The organism is Paenibacillus sp. 01T47, assembly GCF_056398245.1.
This window is the reverse complement of sequence record NZ_JBFTPA010000020.1, coordinates 26,576-41,293: the sequence shown is the minus strand read 5'-3', so window position 1 is coordinate 41,293 and position 14,718 is coordinate 26,576. Positions and strand designations below refer to the sequence as shown.

The 14,718-nt window shown below is 46.3% G+C and carries 12 protein-coding genes; 9 read left to right on the top strand and 3 right to left on the bottom strand.

Annotated features, from left to right (window positions below; all coding sequences use genetic code 11):
* The first annotated feature begins 52 nt into the window (after nucleotides 1-52).
* The 3 genes from fabF (at nucleotide 53) to AC1DOV_RS28180 (ending at nucleotide 3,529) form a co-directional block, all read left to right on the top strand.
* Nucleotides 53-1,291, top strand: a complete 1,239-nt coding sequence (gene fabF, locus AC1DOV_RS28190) for a beta-ketoacyl-ACP synthase II (protein WP_477511224.1) — start codon at nucleotides 53-55, stop codon at nucleotides 1,289-1,291.
* 231 nt (nucleotides 1,292-1,522) lie between these two features.
* Nucleotides 1,523-2,602, top strand: coding sequence for an AI-2E family transporter (locus tag AC1DOV_RS28185; protein WP_477551607.1), 1,080 nt, complete (start codon nucleotides 1,523-1,525; stop codon nucleotides 2,600-2,602).
* A 96-nt stretch (nucleotides 2,603-2,698) separates the two neighbouring features.
* Nucleotides 2,699-3,529, top strand: a complete 831-nt coding sequence (locus AC1DOV_RS28180) for a uroporphyrinogen-III synthase (RefSeq protein ID WP_477551606.1) — start codon at nucleotides 2,699-2,701, stop codon at nucleotides 3,527-3,529.
* A 55-nt stretch (nucleotides 3,530-3,584) separates the two neighbouring features.
* Here AC1DOV_RS28180 and AC1DOV_RS28175 read toward each other — a convergent pair whose 3' ends face one another.
* Nucleotides 3,585-4,475 carry a helix-turn-helix domain-containing protein gene (locus AC1DOV_RS28175; RefSeq protein WP_477551605.1) on the bottom strand — a complete coding sequence of 297 codons (891 nt, stop codon included), beginning with the start codon at nucleotides 4,473-4,475 and terminating at the stop codon, nucleotides 3,585-3,587.
* Between the two features lie 162 nt (nucleotides 4,476-4,637).
* Between AC1DOV_RS28175 and AC1DOV_RS28170 the strand changes: the two genes are divergently transcribed.
* Both AC1DOV_RS28170 and AC1DOV_RS28165 read left to right on the top strand, forming a co-directional pair.
* Nucleotides 4,638-5,669, top strand: a complete 1,032-nt coding sequence (locus AC1DOV_RS28170; RefSeq protein WP_477551604.1) for an alcohol dehydrogenase catalytic domain-containing protein — start codon at nucleotides 4,638-4,640, stop codon at nucleotides 5,667-5,669.
* Nucleotides 5,666-6,649, top strand: a complete 984-nt coding sequence (locus AC1DOV_RS28165) for a Gfo/Idh/MocA family protein (protein ID WP_477551603.1) — start codon at nucleotides 5,666-5,668, stop codon at nucleotides 6,647-6,649. The genes AC1DOV_RS28170 and AC1DOV_RS28165 overlap by 4 nt, the downstream gene beginning before the upstream one ends.
* Nucleotides 6,650-6,751: 102 nt before the next feature.
* Here the strand turns inward: AC1DOV_RS28165 and AC1DOV_RS28160 are convergent, their stop codons facing one another.
* A complete protein-coding gene (locus AC1DOV_RS28160) occupies nucleotides 6,752-7,447 on the bottom strand; it encodes a GntR family transcriptional regulator (RefSeq protein WP_477551602.1) in 696 nt (231 codons plus the stop codon).
* Nucleotides 7,448-7,618: 171 nt separating this feature from the next.
* On the opposite strand from AC1DOV_RS28160, the gene AC1DOV_RS28155 reads away from it, so the two are divergent.
* Complete coding sequence (locus AC1DOV_RS28155; RefSeq protein WP_477551601.1) at nucleotides 7,619-8,848, top strand: MFS transporter; 1,230 nt, start codon at nucleotides 7,619-7,621, stop codon at nucleotides 8,846-8,848.
* A 265-nt stretch (nucleotides 8,849-9,113) separates the two neighbouring features.
* Here AC1DOV_RS28155 and AC1DOV_RS28150 read toward each other — a convergent pair whose 3' ends face one another.
* Entirely contained in the window at nucleotides 9,114-9,995 is an 882-nt protein-coding gene (locus AC1DOV_RS28150) for an AraC family transcriptional regulator (RefSeq protein ID WP_339208525.1), read from the bottom strand.
* 158 nt (nucleotides 9,996-10,153) lie between these two features.
* Here AC1DOV_RS28150 and AC1DOV_RS28145 point away from each other — a divergent pair, with 158 nt between their 5' ends.
* From AC1DOV_RS28145 to AC1DOV_RS28135, 3 genes are all read left to right on the top strand, one after another.
* Nucleotides 10,154-11,233 carry a Gfo/Idh/MocA family protein gene (locus tag AC1DOV_RS28145; RefSeq protein WP_477551600.1) on the top strand — a complete coding sequence of 360 codons (1,080 nt, stop codon included), beginning with the start codon at nucleotides 10,154-10,156 and terminating at the stop codon, nucleotides 11,231-11,233.
* Between the two features lie 33 nt (nucleotides 11,234-11,266).
* Nucleotides 11,267-12,103 (top strand): sugar phosphate isomerase/epimerase family protein, encoded by an 837-nt coding sequence (locus tag AC1DOV_RS28140; protein WP_477551599.1) that lies wholly within the window; start codon nucleotides 11,267-11,269, stop codon nucleotides 12,101-12,103.
* A gap of 228 nt (nucleotides 12,104-12,331) precedes the next feature.
* Complete coding sequence (locus AC1DOV_RS28135) at nucleotides 12,332-14,716, top strand: glycoside hydrolase family 95 protein (protein WP_477551598.1); 2,385 nt, start codon at nucleotides 12,332-12,334, stop codon at nucleotides 14,714-14,716.
* Nucleotides 14,717-14,718 lie beyond the last annotated feature (2 nt).

Below are 14,718 nucleotides of genomic sequence, written 5' to 3'. Positions count from 1 at the left end.
AAGAGTATGACAAACTACTACCCATAAAGGATTTTGCGAAGGAGGAAATAAGATGGAACGTGTCGTCATTACGGGGATGGGTGTCATCTCGCCGCTAGGGAACAGTGTGGAGCGTTTTTGGGACGGATTGGTGCATGGACAATCTGGTATTTCCACGATTGATACATTTGATGTAAGCAAACATAAATCGAAAATTGCAGGTGTCGTAAGAGATTTTGATGGAGAAGCTTTATTTGGGAAAAAAGAAGCCCGTCGGATGGATCGGTTTAGCCAGTTTGCGATAGCAGCTGCTGAACAAGCGCTGGAGGATGCAGCACTTAAGGTTGAAGAGACAGATCGGGAACGTGTTGGTGTTTATGTAGGCTCTGGCATCGGCGGCATACAGACGCTGCTTGACCAAGCTGAAGTGCTGCATGATCGAGGGCCAGATCGTGTTAGTCCAACGCTTGTTCCGATGATGATTGCGAATATGGCAGCGGCGATGATCAGTATTCGGTTCGGTACGCAGGGGCCGTCAATGGCGCCAGTTACCGCATGCTCGATTGGTAATACCGCAATTGGTGAGGCTTGGCGGCTTATTCGATCAGGCAGCGCAGATGTCGTTATTGCAGGAGGAACGGAAGCGGCAGTGACGGATATTTCGCTAGCGAGCTTCGGCAATGCAACATCGGTATCAACGCGGAACGAAGCGCCAGCTTCGGCAAGCAGACCCTTTGATGCAGGACGCGACGGCTTTGTTATGGCCGAAGGAGCAGGCATTCTCATACTCGAATCACTGTCACATGCGCAGCAAAGAGGAGCCCGCATTCATGCGGAGGTTATCGGCTATGGCGCAAGTTCAGATGCGTATCATATGGTCGCCACTCATCCCGAGGGAATTGGTGCTTATCAGGCAATGAAGCATGCGCTGCGGGAAGCTGGCTTGGAGCCTAATCAAATTGATTTAATAAGCGCACATGCCACCAGTACGGAAATCGGAGACCGTTCCGAAACGGCAGCCATTAAGAAGCTGTTTGGTGACCTCGCGTATCAAATTCCGGTGACAGCAAACAAATCGATGACAGGTCATATGCTTGGTGCAGCTGGCGGAGTAGAGGCTATCGCACTCGTGAAGAGCATGCAGGAGGGGATAATCCCGCCAACGATCAATCAAGAACAACCAGATCCAATTTGTGATCTTGATTATGTGCCAAATGTTGCGCGCGAAGCTGAGATTAATATAGCGATGTCCAATTCCTTCGGCTTCGGTGGTCATAATGCCGTAATTATTTTGAAGAAGTTTCAGGCTTAAACATGATGTAATGAAGTGAATTTTCTTAATTCCGAGAATAAAGCAAGAAGCTGGGTCGGCGGATTACTGCCGTTGACCCAGCTTTTTTTATTTTGTAATAAAAACGAGTGTGATTGCGGGCAGCAGGGAGAAATGACCAGTACTCCAAACGATTCAATTCATGGTAGGAAGGGTAAAGGTTATGTAACCTATAGATGACAAGATCAGTTAAAAAGAGAAGAAGGTGCAGGTATGGCCAGACATAATCGATTTTTTAGATGGTGCTTCACGATTATTTTGGTATTAATTATTATTTATTTGGGGTCGCGCGTTTCATTTATATTTAAACCTGTGCTTTCCTTATTCAGTATGATTATCGTTCCGCTTATGCTGGCAGGCTTTTTTTATTACTTGCTGCGCCCGCTCGTTAATGTGATGGAGCGGCATAAGGTTAATCGTACGCTCGCAATTTTGCTTATTTATTTGATTTTCGCCATTATGATGGTTGGCTTCAGCATCTTGGTATGGCCTTCCTTGCGTACGCAGCTCAATAATTTGGTCGAAAATGCACCCGCTTTGTTTACTACTTTAAGCGAGCAAGTTGCAGAGCTTGAGCATAATGGGTTTTTATCGTCGTTTTTGCCGCAGGATTCGAATCTGTTATCTAAGCTTACGGAGTATTTGAACAAAGGCTTTACGGTATTTACAGAATATTTGACCGGACTCTTTTCTTTTTTCTCAAATTTCGCGATTGTGCTCATAACGTTCCCGATTCTACTGTTCTATATGCTGAAGGAAGGCGGGAAGTTTGGTGAACAAATTGTAAGCTTTATACCCAAAAGGTTCCGTATCCACGGTAAAGAGGTCATGGACGATATCGATCATATGCTTAGCAGCTTTATCGTTGGCAGAGTTATCGTGAATGTAGCACTCGGCGTTCTTATGTATGTAGGCTTTCTAATTATTGATTTGCCTTATGCGATGCTGCTGACCGTAGTGGCCGTCATCTTGAACTTTATTCCGTTTATCGGTTCCTTTTTATCTTCCATCCCGATTGTTATCATCGGCTTCATCGAAGCGCCGTCAATCGCGATCTGGTCTATTGTCATTATTACAGTAGCGCAGCAAATTCAGGATAATCTTATATCGCCCTATGTTTTTGGGAAGCAGCTTGATATTCATCCGATGACGACGATCATCTTGGTGCTCATGGGCGGAGATATTGCAGGAATTTTAGGCATAGTACTTATTATTCCGGTGTATATGATTTTGAAAATCGTTTATAGCAAAGTTTATGAGCTGTTCTTCAAGCAGAAATGGGAAAATGCTTAACTGAGATTGTCACATAATGGGTGCGTATTATGGCATCATCTGTTATAATGACGTCGGCTAAGGCAAATTTACCGAAAGTACGGTGGCTTGATAACGATGGGGATAAACGCATTGCAAGGGAAACAAATCGTAATTGCTGGATCTCGGAAAACGGATGAGATGTGCATGGTTATTGAAAAACAAGGCGGCGTTCCAATTGTGCGTTCGCTTCAAGGCTTGACGATGTTTGATGAAGCGCTGTTGGAAGAGCCATTGCGAAACTTCGCTGAGCAGGGCGCGGATTGGGTTATTTTGACCACAGGCATGGGATCGGATCAGATCGTCAACACAGCCGACAGCATCGGCATTAAACAAGCGGTGCTTGGTAGGCTGGCTGAGGCGAAAATCGCGACAAGAGGCTACAAAACGTCTGCATTTCTTAAACGTTCAGAACTGAAAGCGATCGTTAGCACGGATGATGGAACGATGGATGGACTCATAGAAAACCTCGAAGCCTTTGATTTTGAAGGGCAAAGGGTGTGGATACAGCTTCATGGTGAGCCAGCTCCGAAACTAGTACGTTTTCTCGAAAATAAGGGTGCTTCGCAAGTAGAAGCGGTGCTGCCCTATAAGCATGTTCCACCGGATGCTGCTACAGTCGAGCTGCTGCTCAGCGAGCTTTCTGCCGGCACAGTCGATACGGTCTGCTTTACGACTGCGGTGCAGGTGCACTATTTGTTCAAGGATGCAATCGAAACGGGCCGCAAGGAGCTTTTGTTGAACATCTTTAATCAGCACATCGTGGCTGCCGCAGTCGGAAAAGTAACGGCTGCAGCTTTGAAGGAGTACGGCGTGGAAAGAATCATCGTTCCAGAGCTGGAGCGAATGGGCGCATTAGTAATCGAAATTGGACGTTATTATGAGCGTACTGAAGGCAAGGAAGTATAAATATATTGAAGAGGCAGTCTTAGACACGTAATCTGTGTTTTAGACTGCCTTTATTTTATGAAAAGGATTTTTCTTGCGCATTTCTGAATTCCCTTGGTGATAGGCCATAACTTTTCTTGAACGCTTTCGAGAAATGTGAGGCGTTGGCGAATCCGCAATACTCCGCAATTAAGTCGAGCTTAAGTCCGGTTGTGGCTAACAGCTCGCTTGCTTTCTCCAAACGTAAATGAACGAGAAACTGATGGGGCGTTGCTCCAAAATAGTGATGAAAAATAACGTTGAAATGGGATTCGGAATATCCTGCATGCTTCGCCATCGACTCCACCGTGATTGTTCCAGATAGGTGAAAGGAAATAAAAGCTTTCATCTTCGTTACGAACTGCTGATCCTCGAATGCCAAAGAGCCTGTCGTCTCAAAGTCGCCGATTAATAGAAGGAGCAGCTCCATTGCCAGCTTTTGAGCATGTAGCACGTTTTGTATATCGTTGTGGCTAAAATGCTCAATCATTTGGTTCAGCAGCTTTTTGAACGATTCTGGATGTCGCGGCTTCAGCTTGACGGGCAGCTGCAGGTTTGGGAATTCGTTTAATTGCGGCTGCTTCAGAACCGAATAAGGCTCCAAGTTTGTCTGACCGGGCGTCGTTACAAAGCTTCTTTCTCGGTTCGGATTATAAAAGAAATCAAGATGAGTGTTTGGTACTACGCAGCTTCCATATCCTCTCGTTGTGAAGAGCATTCCAGGCTGAATAAGTGCAAAGTCGCCAGGTAGCAGCTCATATTCAATCCCCTCAACCGTAAGCAAATAACGGCCTTCTTCCATATATAAAAACAAATAATCGAGCAGACGCCGTTCACCTTGAAAAAATGACGTTTTTTTAAAGCGATAGCAAAGCCGTATAAACGGCAGCACGGGATGGTCATTCCAGTTATGCAGCTGCGTATTCATACCTAATTGCCTCCAATTCATACGATTAGTGCGATCATTATCATTGTTTTTGACAAGTTATTTCGATGTTTTTTACATGATTACCTTTATTATTAGCTTTATTATAGAGGTAAGCAATAGAAACTATCGAGGATAATGACATGAAAATGGAGGGGTATACGAATGAGCTTAATGATACCTGACGTGATGAGTGCACCAAGATTTTTGGGAAACGGGAAAATTGACTATATCGAGAAATCGGTGCCTGCCCCTGGACCAGGCCAGCTGCTGCTCCAGGTCAAAGCAAACGCTTTATGCGGATCAGAGCGTGGACAGTTCTACAGCGGTTCTGAAGCGACGCCTGGTCATGAGGCAGCAGGCATCGTTGTCGCAGCAGGCACAAATACCAAAACGGATCTAGGTACACATGGCGTTGTTTTCTTAATGGATTTTTGCGGGCAATGCCGCAGCTGCAAGCGAGGGTACACGAACCAATGCTTAAGCAAGCGTGCAGATTATGGCTTCTCTCATGATGGCGGTTACGGGCCTTATATGGTCGTGAACGAAAATGTGTTTTTTGCTGTGGATGCTGCCATTCCGTTGGCAGAAGCAACGATATTGCTTGATATCATGGGGACAGGCGGTCATGCGATTCGCAGAGCGCAGCTTGTGCATGGCGATATCGAATCCATCCTTATTGCCGGTGCAGGTCCGATTGGTCTAGCGGTGCTGGCGATGGCGAAGCTGCTGCTGGGCAAAGAGCTGCCTGTATTCATTATGGATTTTACACCGTATCGTTTAGAACTCGCAGAGAGAATGGGTGCTATTCCGATCCATTTGGGGGAAACAACACTTGAAGCGGGATTGGCAGCCGCAGGCTTGGGCCGTATAGATGCAGCATTCGATACGAGCGGTAGAACAACAGCTCGCGAAGCAGCTTTGCATGCACTGAATCATCGCGGTGTACTCGTATGCATTGGTCATGGCGAGCAGCTAAATTTGCAAGTATCCTCCGATTTGATAGCAACAGAGAGAGCCGTGCTTGGCAGTGAGTATTTTCCGTTTAGCGAGCTAGAGGCTAATCATCGTTTGATGGGTGAACACCTGCCATACTTAAGTCAAATCATCACGCACCGTTTTGGACCACAATCGATACAAGAAGCATTTGAGTTGTTTTTCAAAGGGGATACGGGAAAGGTGGTCATTGAGCAATGAGCAGTGAGGGGCGAGTGAAGGTTGCCTTAATCGGGGCTGGCGGCTGGGGATACCACCATGCTCGTATTTTTAATGCGCGTAAGGATGTTGATTTTTGTGCCGTTGTTGGACGAGATGCTGACCGAACCAGGGCAAGAGCAGATGAGTTTGGGACAAATGCCTATACGAGCATCGCGGAGATGCTGGAGACGGAACGGCCTGACCTCGTCAGCTTATGCTTGCCGAATCAAGGACATTTTGATGCGACCTTGCAGGTTATTCAAGCAGGTGTTCCATTATTGGTGGAAAAGCCGCTCGTATTTGATCTAGGGGAAGCTGATTTATTGCTTGCGGAAGCAGCGAAGCGGGAGCTGTTTTTTGCGATTAATTTTAATCACCGCTATGCGACAGCTGTTCAGAAGGCTAAAGAAGCGATGGATGCGGGACAGTTAGGAGAGCTTATATTCGCTTCTTGGCGATTTGGCGGTGAAGGAACAAGTGATCATCCGCACGGCAACTTAATCGAAACCCAGTGTCACGGATTTGATATGCTTGAGCATTTATGCGGCCCGATTGCATCGGTGATGGCACAAATGACAGATAAAACCGGAAACGGTTTCTCTACCATGGCATTAGCACTGCAATTTCAATCCGGCGCAGTAGGAACAATGCTCGGATCTTATGACTCCTCGTATGCATACGCACAGACTCATGCGATGGAGCTTAATGGCTTAAAGGGCAGAGTGACCATTGAAGATACAGTGAAGAAATTTACGTTTCAACGCTCGGGCAGCGAAACAGCCGAAGTATGGCAAGCGGGTTACTTCAATGATAAGGAGCGAGAATTCCATCTTACGTTCGACAAACATTTTGAACATTTGCTCGGTGCATTTCGTGCGGGTGAAGCACCGCCAATTCACGCTGCGGCGGGGCGCAGAGCGCTTCAGCTAGCCCATGCAGCGATTGAATCATTCCAGACGGGGCAACGGATTCAGACGTAGAGCATGCTATGGAAGGATCGGTTTAACTAAAAAAAGTGATTAAGCGACTTACTGGTCGGCTTAATCACTTTTTTGGCTATTATCAGATGTGGTACGGATCGCTCAAAGAATTTTGTCCAGATGCTCAAGAGGCCTATTTAAATTAAGCTTCATCAAACGTGAGGCTTCTCCACCATTACGTGCTTCAAGCGCTTGGATGATGTACTCATGATCCGCTGCAGCCGTATGGGTCTCCCAGCTCGGCCGTTTGAAGAAAATATATTTGTATCTTCTTATATGTAATTGAAGCGAGGAGCAGAAGGTGAGTATATGCTGATTATTGGCAATTTGCAGTATCGTTTCATGAAACTCTTCATCATATTCCATCGCTTCATAGAGCTGCTCTTCACTAACTTTTTCATTAAAGCTGGCATTAATAGCACGCAGCTGTTCAATATGCTCTGGCTGAATATTGTCGGCAGCAAGCTCAGCTGCTAATGCTTGAAGGGCTGTAAGTGGCGCATACAGCTTAAGGATATCTTCCTTGGCTAGCGTCGTGACTCGCGTCTCTTTGCCAGGAAACATTTGAATGAGTCCTTGAACCTCAAGCAATTGAAAGGCTTCCCTAATCGGTGTGCGGCTGACGCCAAGTGCCTCGGCAAGCTCTGAATCGTTAAGCTTCTCTCCGGGCTGAAGCGTGCCGTCGATAATCCATTTCTGCAGCTGGCTTAAGGTACGCTCCTTGGCGGATAGTCTAACGGGTGTTGAATAATCAGTTGGAATAGGCAGAGGGGATCCTCCTTTATTTTTTGGTTTCATTATGAAAGTGATAGGATAACAGTTTCGACAATATATAATATATCGCAGGTTCATTCATTGAAGCAAATGCCAAAAATTTTAAAAAGGAATTTATTGCTTTTATTTGCTTAAGGAAATATAATATGCGATATATTACATATTACATTCTATTTGGAGTAAGGAGAAAACTGTATGTCTAGTACTCAAGCTTCAATCGCAACATCACCGTCCGCTTTAAAAACGATATACCCATTGTTGTTCGCTATTAGCTTCGTGCATTTGATTAATGACACGATTCAATCGGTCGTGCCGGCATTATTTCCTATTTTGAAGGACTCGCTTTCACTGAGCTTTGCTCAAATTGGATTGATCTCTTTGATGATTAATTTAACTGCAGCGCTGCTGCAGCCTGTTGTCGGCATTTTATCTGATTCGCATCCGAAGCCGATGCTGCTGCCTATTGGCATGCTGTTCACAATGGGGGGCGTTGCCGCTCTTTCGTATGCTTCGCATTTCTGGATGGTCATGGTCGCTGTTATGTTAATTGGAATTGGCTCAGCCGTTTTCCATCCAGCTTCTGCGCGGGTTTCCTATTTGGCGGCTGGGACGAAAAAAGGTACAGGGCAGTCGATCTTTCAATTTGGCGGAAATATTGGACAATCGCTTGCACCAATCATGACTGCTGTTCTGTTCGTGCACACAGGTCAGCGCGGTGTGATCTGGTTTTCTTTGGTCGTTACGATAGGAATTATCATTCAATTTAATGTAGCCAAATGGTACGGAAAGCAGCTCGCACTTGAGCCAAGCAAGAGCACGAAGCAAGCGGCAAAGCCGGTTTCCAAACTTAATGTGTCCACTGGTAAAGTTGTATTTGCCATAACGATTTTAATGATTCTTGTGTTTTCCAAAAACGTCTATATTTCTGCGATCAGCAGCTATTACTCGTTTTATGCCATCGAGCATTTTGGACTCTCCGTCAGTCATGCTCAAATCGTATTGTTTGTCTTTCTTGCAGCGAATGTTATTGGCTTGCTTCTCGGCGGGGTGCTCGCAGATAAGTTCAGCCGTCGCAGCTTGATCTGGTTCTCGATCCTAGGAACTGCACCATTTGCGCTGCTGCTTCCTTATGCTAATTTAACATTTTCCGTTATTTTAATCTTTTTTGCCGGTTTAATCTTGGCGTCGGCATTTTCTGTTATTTTAGTTTATGCGAACGAATTGCTGCCTGGGCGGGTTGGCCTCGTATCAGGTGTGTTTTTCGGAATGGCGTTTGGTCTCGGGGGCATTGGTTCGGCGGTGCTCGGCAATTTGGCAGATTCCATGGGTATTGAGTTTGTCATTCGCTGCACGTCCTATTTGCCTTTGCTCGGCATGCTGACGATTTTGCTGCCATCGGATCGCAAAGCCAAAGCAGCCGTTTAATCCGCGTGGACGATTTTCTCATTAGGACAATTTCCGCGCATTCCCCGCCCACATACAATGTTGGTGTATAGCCTAATTGGTGCTGGGAGGGGAGTAACGCTGTGAATAAGCGGACTTTAATGATCGTTTCGCTTGTCATTTATGTCATGCTAGCTATCTTATTCCTCATTTTGTCTATTTTTCATTAAACACATAACAGAGCAAGGGCTGTCCTAGAAGTAGATTAATCTACTCTAGGCAGCCCTTGTTTGTTTATTAGCCTCGGCTACTTGCCTGGCTGCTCCTGACTAAGCTTCATTTTACGGTAATCCTTCGGAACGACGCCCTTGGTTTCACGGAAAATACGGGAGAAGGTTTTGTATGAGCCATAACCAACCTCCAGCGCAATTTCAGCGACGCTCATATCGGTAGAAACAAGCAGGCTGCAGGCATGCCGCAAGCGCAAATCATGCAGGAAATGTACGAATGTTTGTCCAGTCGTTTGTTTAATTACTTCACTTATGCGAGACATGCTCAGTGAAAAGCGGCTTGCAAGGTCAGACAGCGCAAGCTCGTCTTGATAATGTTGATGAATATAATGAATGATTGGCCAAACCGAGGCACTCGATTTGGAAGCAAGCCTTGAGGCTGGAGCAGACGGCGCAATATTGCGGCGATAACGATCAAAGAAAGCTAATATTTCCTTCAACCGCACTTGCAGCATCGTTCGGCGCCAAGGCTCCTGCCCCGCGTACTCACGAAACATATCTTCTATTAAATGCTTCATTCGTTCATTATCAGCACCGCTAAGTTGAACGGATGGCGGCAGAGTATTCTGATCGATGAGGTCCATAAGGCCTTCCTCTTGTCCAGGCTCCATCAGCAAGTCCATGCTAAACATACAATTATAAAGAACAAGTGTACTCCCGGGCTCTGTAAATAGTTCATGCACCTGATAAGGAAGCACAAACGTAAAGGTGCCGGGCAGCATTTGATGTTTTGCATCGTTGATCGATTCAGAGCCCCTTCCGTCTATAACATAAGAGAACTCCAAAAAATCATGGCGATGCGGCCTAAAGCCATGGTAAAGACGGTTTAGGCTAATATGGAGGGGAGAAGAGGTATTCATATTTGGATACGTTTTCAAATAGTCAGGTATGTAGGTCATGAATGAATGCATTCCTCCGAAAATCTGAGACTTTTATCGAAAAACAAGCACGATTTCTCATCCCGTTTATTCTAACATAAATGAAGAGATCAAGCGTTACCAAAAACGAGTGCTTATTGCTGAGCAAGGGTTCATTCAAAATTATAGGAGGAATTTCATTGACTACAGAAAATAAGATTAGAATAGGTATTATCGGTGCAGGAAATATTGGCAACGTCCATGCAGGAGAATTTTCTAAGCTTGGCGAAGAGTGTATCATTACGGCGATTACTGATTTGGATTTGAAGCGAGCAGAGAAAGCAGCCAAGCAATATGGTATTGAGCATGTTGCGGCTTCCAATGAAGAGTTGATTCAGCGAGATGACATCGATGCGGTCATCATCGGTGTACCTAACCAATTCCATGCTCCGCTTGCCGTTCAAGCTCTTGAAGCGGGCAAGCATGTATTGATAGAAAAGCCGATGGGCATTAACAGCGATGCTGCTCGTCAAATATTGAGAGCTAGTGAAGCGGCAGACCGCGTTGTCATGGTCGCTCATCAAATGCGCTGGGAATCTGTTGCGATGCAAATTAAAGAGCAAATCGACCGTGGTGAGCTTGGCAAAATTTATACAGCCAAAACGGGCTGGTTTCGCCGCAAGGGCATTCCAGGCTGGGGCACATGGTTTACACAAATGGATCAATCAGGCGGCGGCCCGCTTATCGATATCGGCGTTCACATGCTTGACCTTGCGCTGTATTTGATGGGCAATCCAAAGCCGGTTTCCGTATATGGATCAACCTATGCAGAGTTTGGCCCAAACCGTAAAGGGATTGGCACATGGGGTACACCGGATTGGGACGGAACGTATGATGTTGAGGACTTGGCTACGGCGCTAATCAAAATGGAAGACGGCAGTACACTCTCGCTTGAAGTGAGCTGGGCTGTTCATATGGATACGGACAATTCACCGTTTATCCATGTAATGGGCTCAGAAGGCGGCGCAAGCTATCGCGGTGCTGAAGGCAAGCTGCTTACAGAAAAATTTGATCGCCCGATTGAAAGTGTTTTGAGCAAAGCAGACAATGATGAAGGTGAGCGCGCTCGTCTTAGCCGTCACTTCCTTGCATGTATTCGTGAAGGTAAACAGCCGATTACTTCCGTATTGACTGGTTTGACGAACAATCTTGTGCTTGATGCAATTTATGAATCATCGCGCACAGGCAATGAAGTGAAGCTGGACTGGAATCTAAATTAATCATAATTGATTGTAGAATGAGGAGGAATTTGTATGTTGAGAGGTTTAACTGGAGCGGGTCTTGGTCGAATCGAAAGTGATGAGCATCTAATTAAGCTCGCTGGCGCGTACGGATTTCAAGCTGTAGATTTGGATGCGGCGTCACTAATTAATCGCTATGGTGTAGAGCAAGCGCGTGAGCTTCTTGCAAGCAATGGCGTAGTAATTGGCTCCATTGGTCTTCCAGTAGAATGGAGAACAACGGAAGAAGCTTTTCTTGAAGGATTGGAGAAGTTGGCATCCTCAGCGGCTGCGGCTGCGGCGCTAGGCTGTACAAGCTGCTGCACCTATATTTTGCCTTCAACAGATTTGAAAGCAGCTCGCTTCATGGCACTTGCAACTCGCAGATTGCGTACTTGCGCTCAAATTCTAGGCGCTTATGGCATTCGCCTTGGCCTTGAATTTGTTGGCCCGCATCATTTGCGGACGCGTTGGGAAAATCCATTTATTTGGACGCTCGAGGAAACATTGGAGTGGATCGACGCAATCGGTGAGAGCAATGTAGGATTGTTGTTTGATGCCTATCACTGGTATACGAACAGCCTGACTGTTGCTGATATTGAAGCGCTTCGTCAAGAGCAAATCGTCCATGTTCATATCAATGACGCGCCGGACGTACCGGTTGAGGAAGCACTCGACAACGGCCGCGTATATCCTGGTGAAGGTGTAATTGATTTAGTCGGATTCCTGCAAGCACTTAATCGTATTGGCTATAAAGGTGCTGTGTCACAGGAGATCTTATCATCAGAAGCGGAATTGCAAACGCCGGAAGAGCTGGCGCAGCGCTCCAAAGCAGGCTTTGATAAAGTATTTGGCGCAGCTGGTCTGTAAGAAATACGCCTTCAAATATAATTTGGCTGTGAATTACATCGCTGCAAGCACACATCATCGTGCTTGCAGCGATTTTTTATTATTTAGCGAGAATTTGAAAAAAAGCTAATTTTGACATGATTTTTCATGAAATGTATTGGGTACTGTTGAGCAGGGCTATTCCGTTATGATGAATAATAACTGTTTTTTAAAACGCTGTGAACAGAGCGATAATAGGAGACCAAAAACATGGGATATAAAGCAGAGCAGCTTCATCCGTTAAACCTATGGTATAGGCAGGCGGCTTCACGATGGGAGGAAGCACTGCCCATTGGGAATGGCCGGTTAGGCGGTATGGTATTTGGCGGCGTGGAACAAGAACGCATTCAATTAAATGAAGATACATTGTGGTCAGGCTTTCCGCGGGATACGAACAATTACGAAGCGCTGCGCTATTTAAAGCGAGCCCGGGACTTCATAGCAGATAAAAGATTTGTTGAGGCGGAACAGTTAATCGAGGCGAAGATGCTCGGAACAAACACAGAGTCCTATCAACCGATGGGCGACTTGTTTATAGAGCAGCATTTTGAACACGCGCATGATCAGGCCGCAGATTACATTCGCAAGCTTGATATCGATGCAGGCATCGCTGCTGCACGGTTTCAAGTGGGTAAAACGGTTTACTCGCGCGAGATGTTCGTTAGCGCGGTGGATCAAGTGTTATGCGTTAGATACGAGTCAGAAGGAGAAGATCTGCTAGAGCTTACAGCAACGATGACTTCCTCCGTACAGTATGGAATCGAGGCAGCAGGCAGCGACGCTATCGTACTTCACGGTCGTTGTCCAAGTCATGTAGCAGACAATTATTTGGGCGATCATCCGCTGGCTGTACAGTATGAGAATGATCGCGGCATTACGTTTCAAGGAAAACTGCTGGTTAAGATAGAAGGCGGCAAACTATCGATAAACAGCGATAAGCAAATAAATATTCAAGGGGCAAGCTCGGCTACATTTCTATTAAGCGCAGCAACAAGCTTTGTGAGTTTTGATGTTCATCCAGACAAAACTGCTGCTGATCTGGCCGAGCAAAACGATCGCCTACTGGAGAAAGCATTAACATCCAGCTATGAACAGCTGCGAGAGCGCCATGTAGAGGATCATCGAAGCTTGTTTCAACGTGTGCAGCTCGGTTTAGGGCGGACGGCACAAGCTCAATTGCCGACAGATGAGCGGCTGGAAAACTATAAGCAAGGCAAACAAGATCCAGCATTGGAAGCGCTATATTTCCAATACGGCCGATATTTGCTTATGGCAAGTTCACGGCCAGGCACGCAGCCGGCTAATCTGCAAGGCATATGGAATGACCGGGTTCAGCCGCCTTGGAACAGCGACTATACGACGAATATTAATACGCAAATGAATTATTGGCCGGCGGAAATAGGAAATTTGAGCGAATGCCATGAGCCTTTGTTTCGCTTGATTGAGGAACTCAGCATCACGGGAGCCCGTACCGCGGCTATTCATTACAACAGTGCAGGCTGGGTAGCGCATCATAATGTGGATTTATGGCGGACATCAACGCCGACAGCCGGTCATCCTAGCTGGGCTTTCTGGCCGCTTGGCGGCGTTTGGCTGACGCAGCATTTATGGGAGCATTATTTATATCATCCGAGTGAAGCCTTTTTGAGAGAAAAAGCTTATCCCTTAATGAAGGGCGCAGCTTTATTTTGTTTGGACTTACTGCAGGAGAACGACAAAGGGCAGCTGATGACTTCGCCATCGACGTCGCCAGAGAATAAATTTCTGACCGCACAAGGCGAGGTTAGCAGTGTTGCTGAATCATCTGCTATGGACATTACTTTAATTGGCGAGCTGTTTGATCATTGCGCAGCAGCTGCGAGCTTGCTCGGAATCGATGCATCTTTCAAGCAGCAGCTAGAAGCAGCGAGGAGCAAGCTTCCTCCTCTGCAAATTGCACCTAATGGACAATTGCAGGAATGGCATGATTATTTTGAGGAGCATGAGCCTGGGCATCGTCACGTATCTCATCTATATGGCTTATATCCAGGTACGTCCATCAATCAAGATACAACTTCGGAGCTTGTGGAAGCGGGCCGCCTTTCACTTGAGAGCCGCATAAACCACGGAGGCGGCCATACAGGCTGGAGCTGTGCGTGGTTAATTAACTTATTTGCGAGGCTGAAGGATTCGAAGTCTTCTTATCATTTTATCCATACTTTGCTTGCACGCTCTACGCATCCGAATTTGTTCGATGATCATCCACCGTTTCAAATCGATGGAAACTTTGGCGGTACGGCGGGCATTGCAGAGCTTCTGCTGCAAAGCCATTTGGGTTATATCGAGCTTCTGCCAGCGCTTCCGGGTGCATGGCCGGCAGGTTGCGTGAAAGGTCTTAAAGCGCGTGGAGGGTTTGTTGTCGATATGGAATGGACAGATGGCAAGCTGACGGCTGGGCGCATGCAATCCACACACGGATCGATTTGCAGCTTGCGATCGAAGGAATCCATTACCGTTGTTGCTTCTGACGGTACAGCTATCGATGCGTCAAAGCCATTTTCAACAAACAAAAATGAATGGTATAGCATATTAACATCCACGATAGAGGGGGAGTAAGC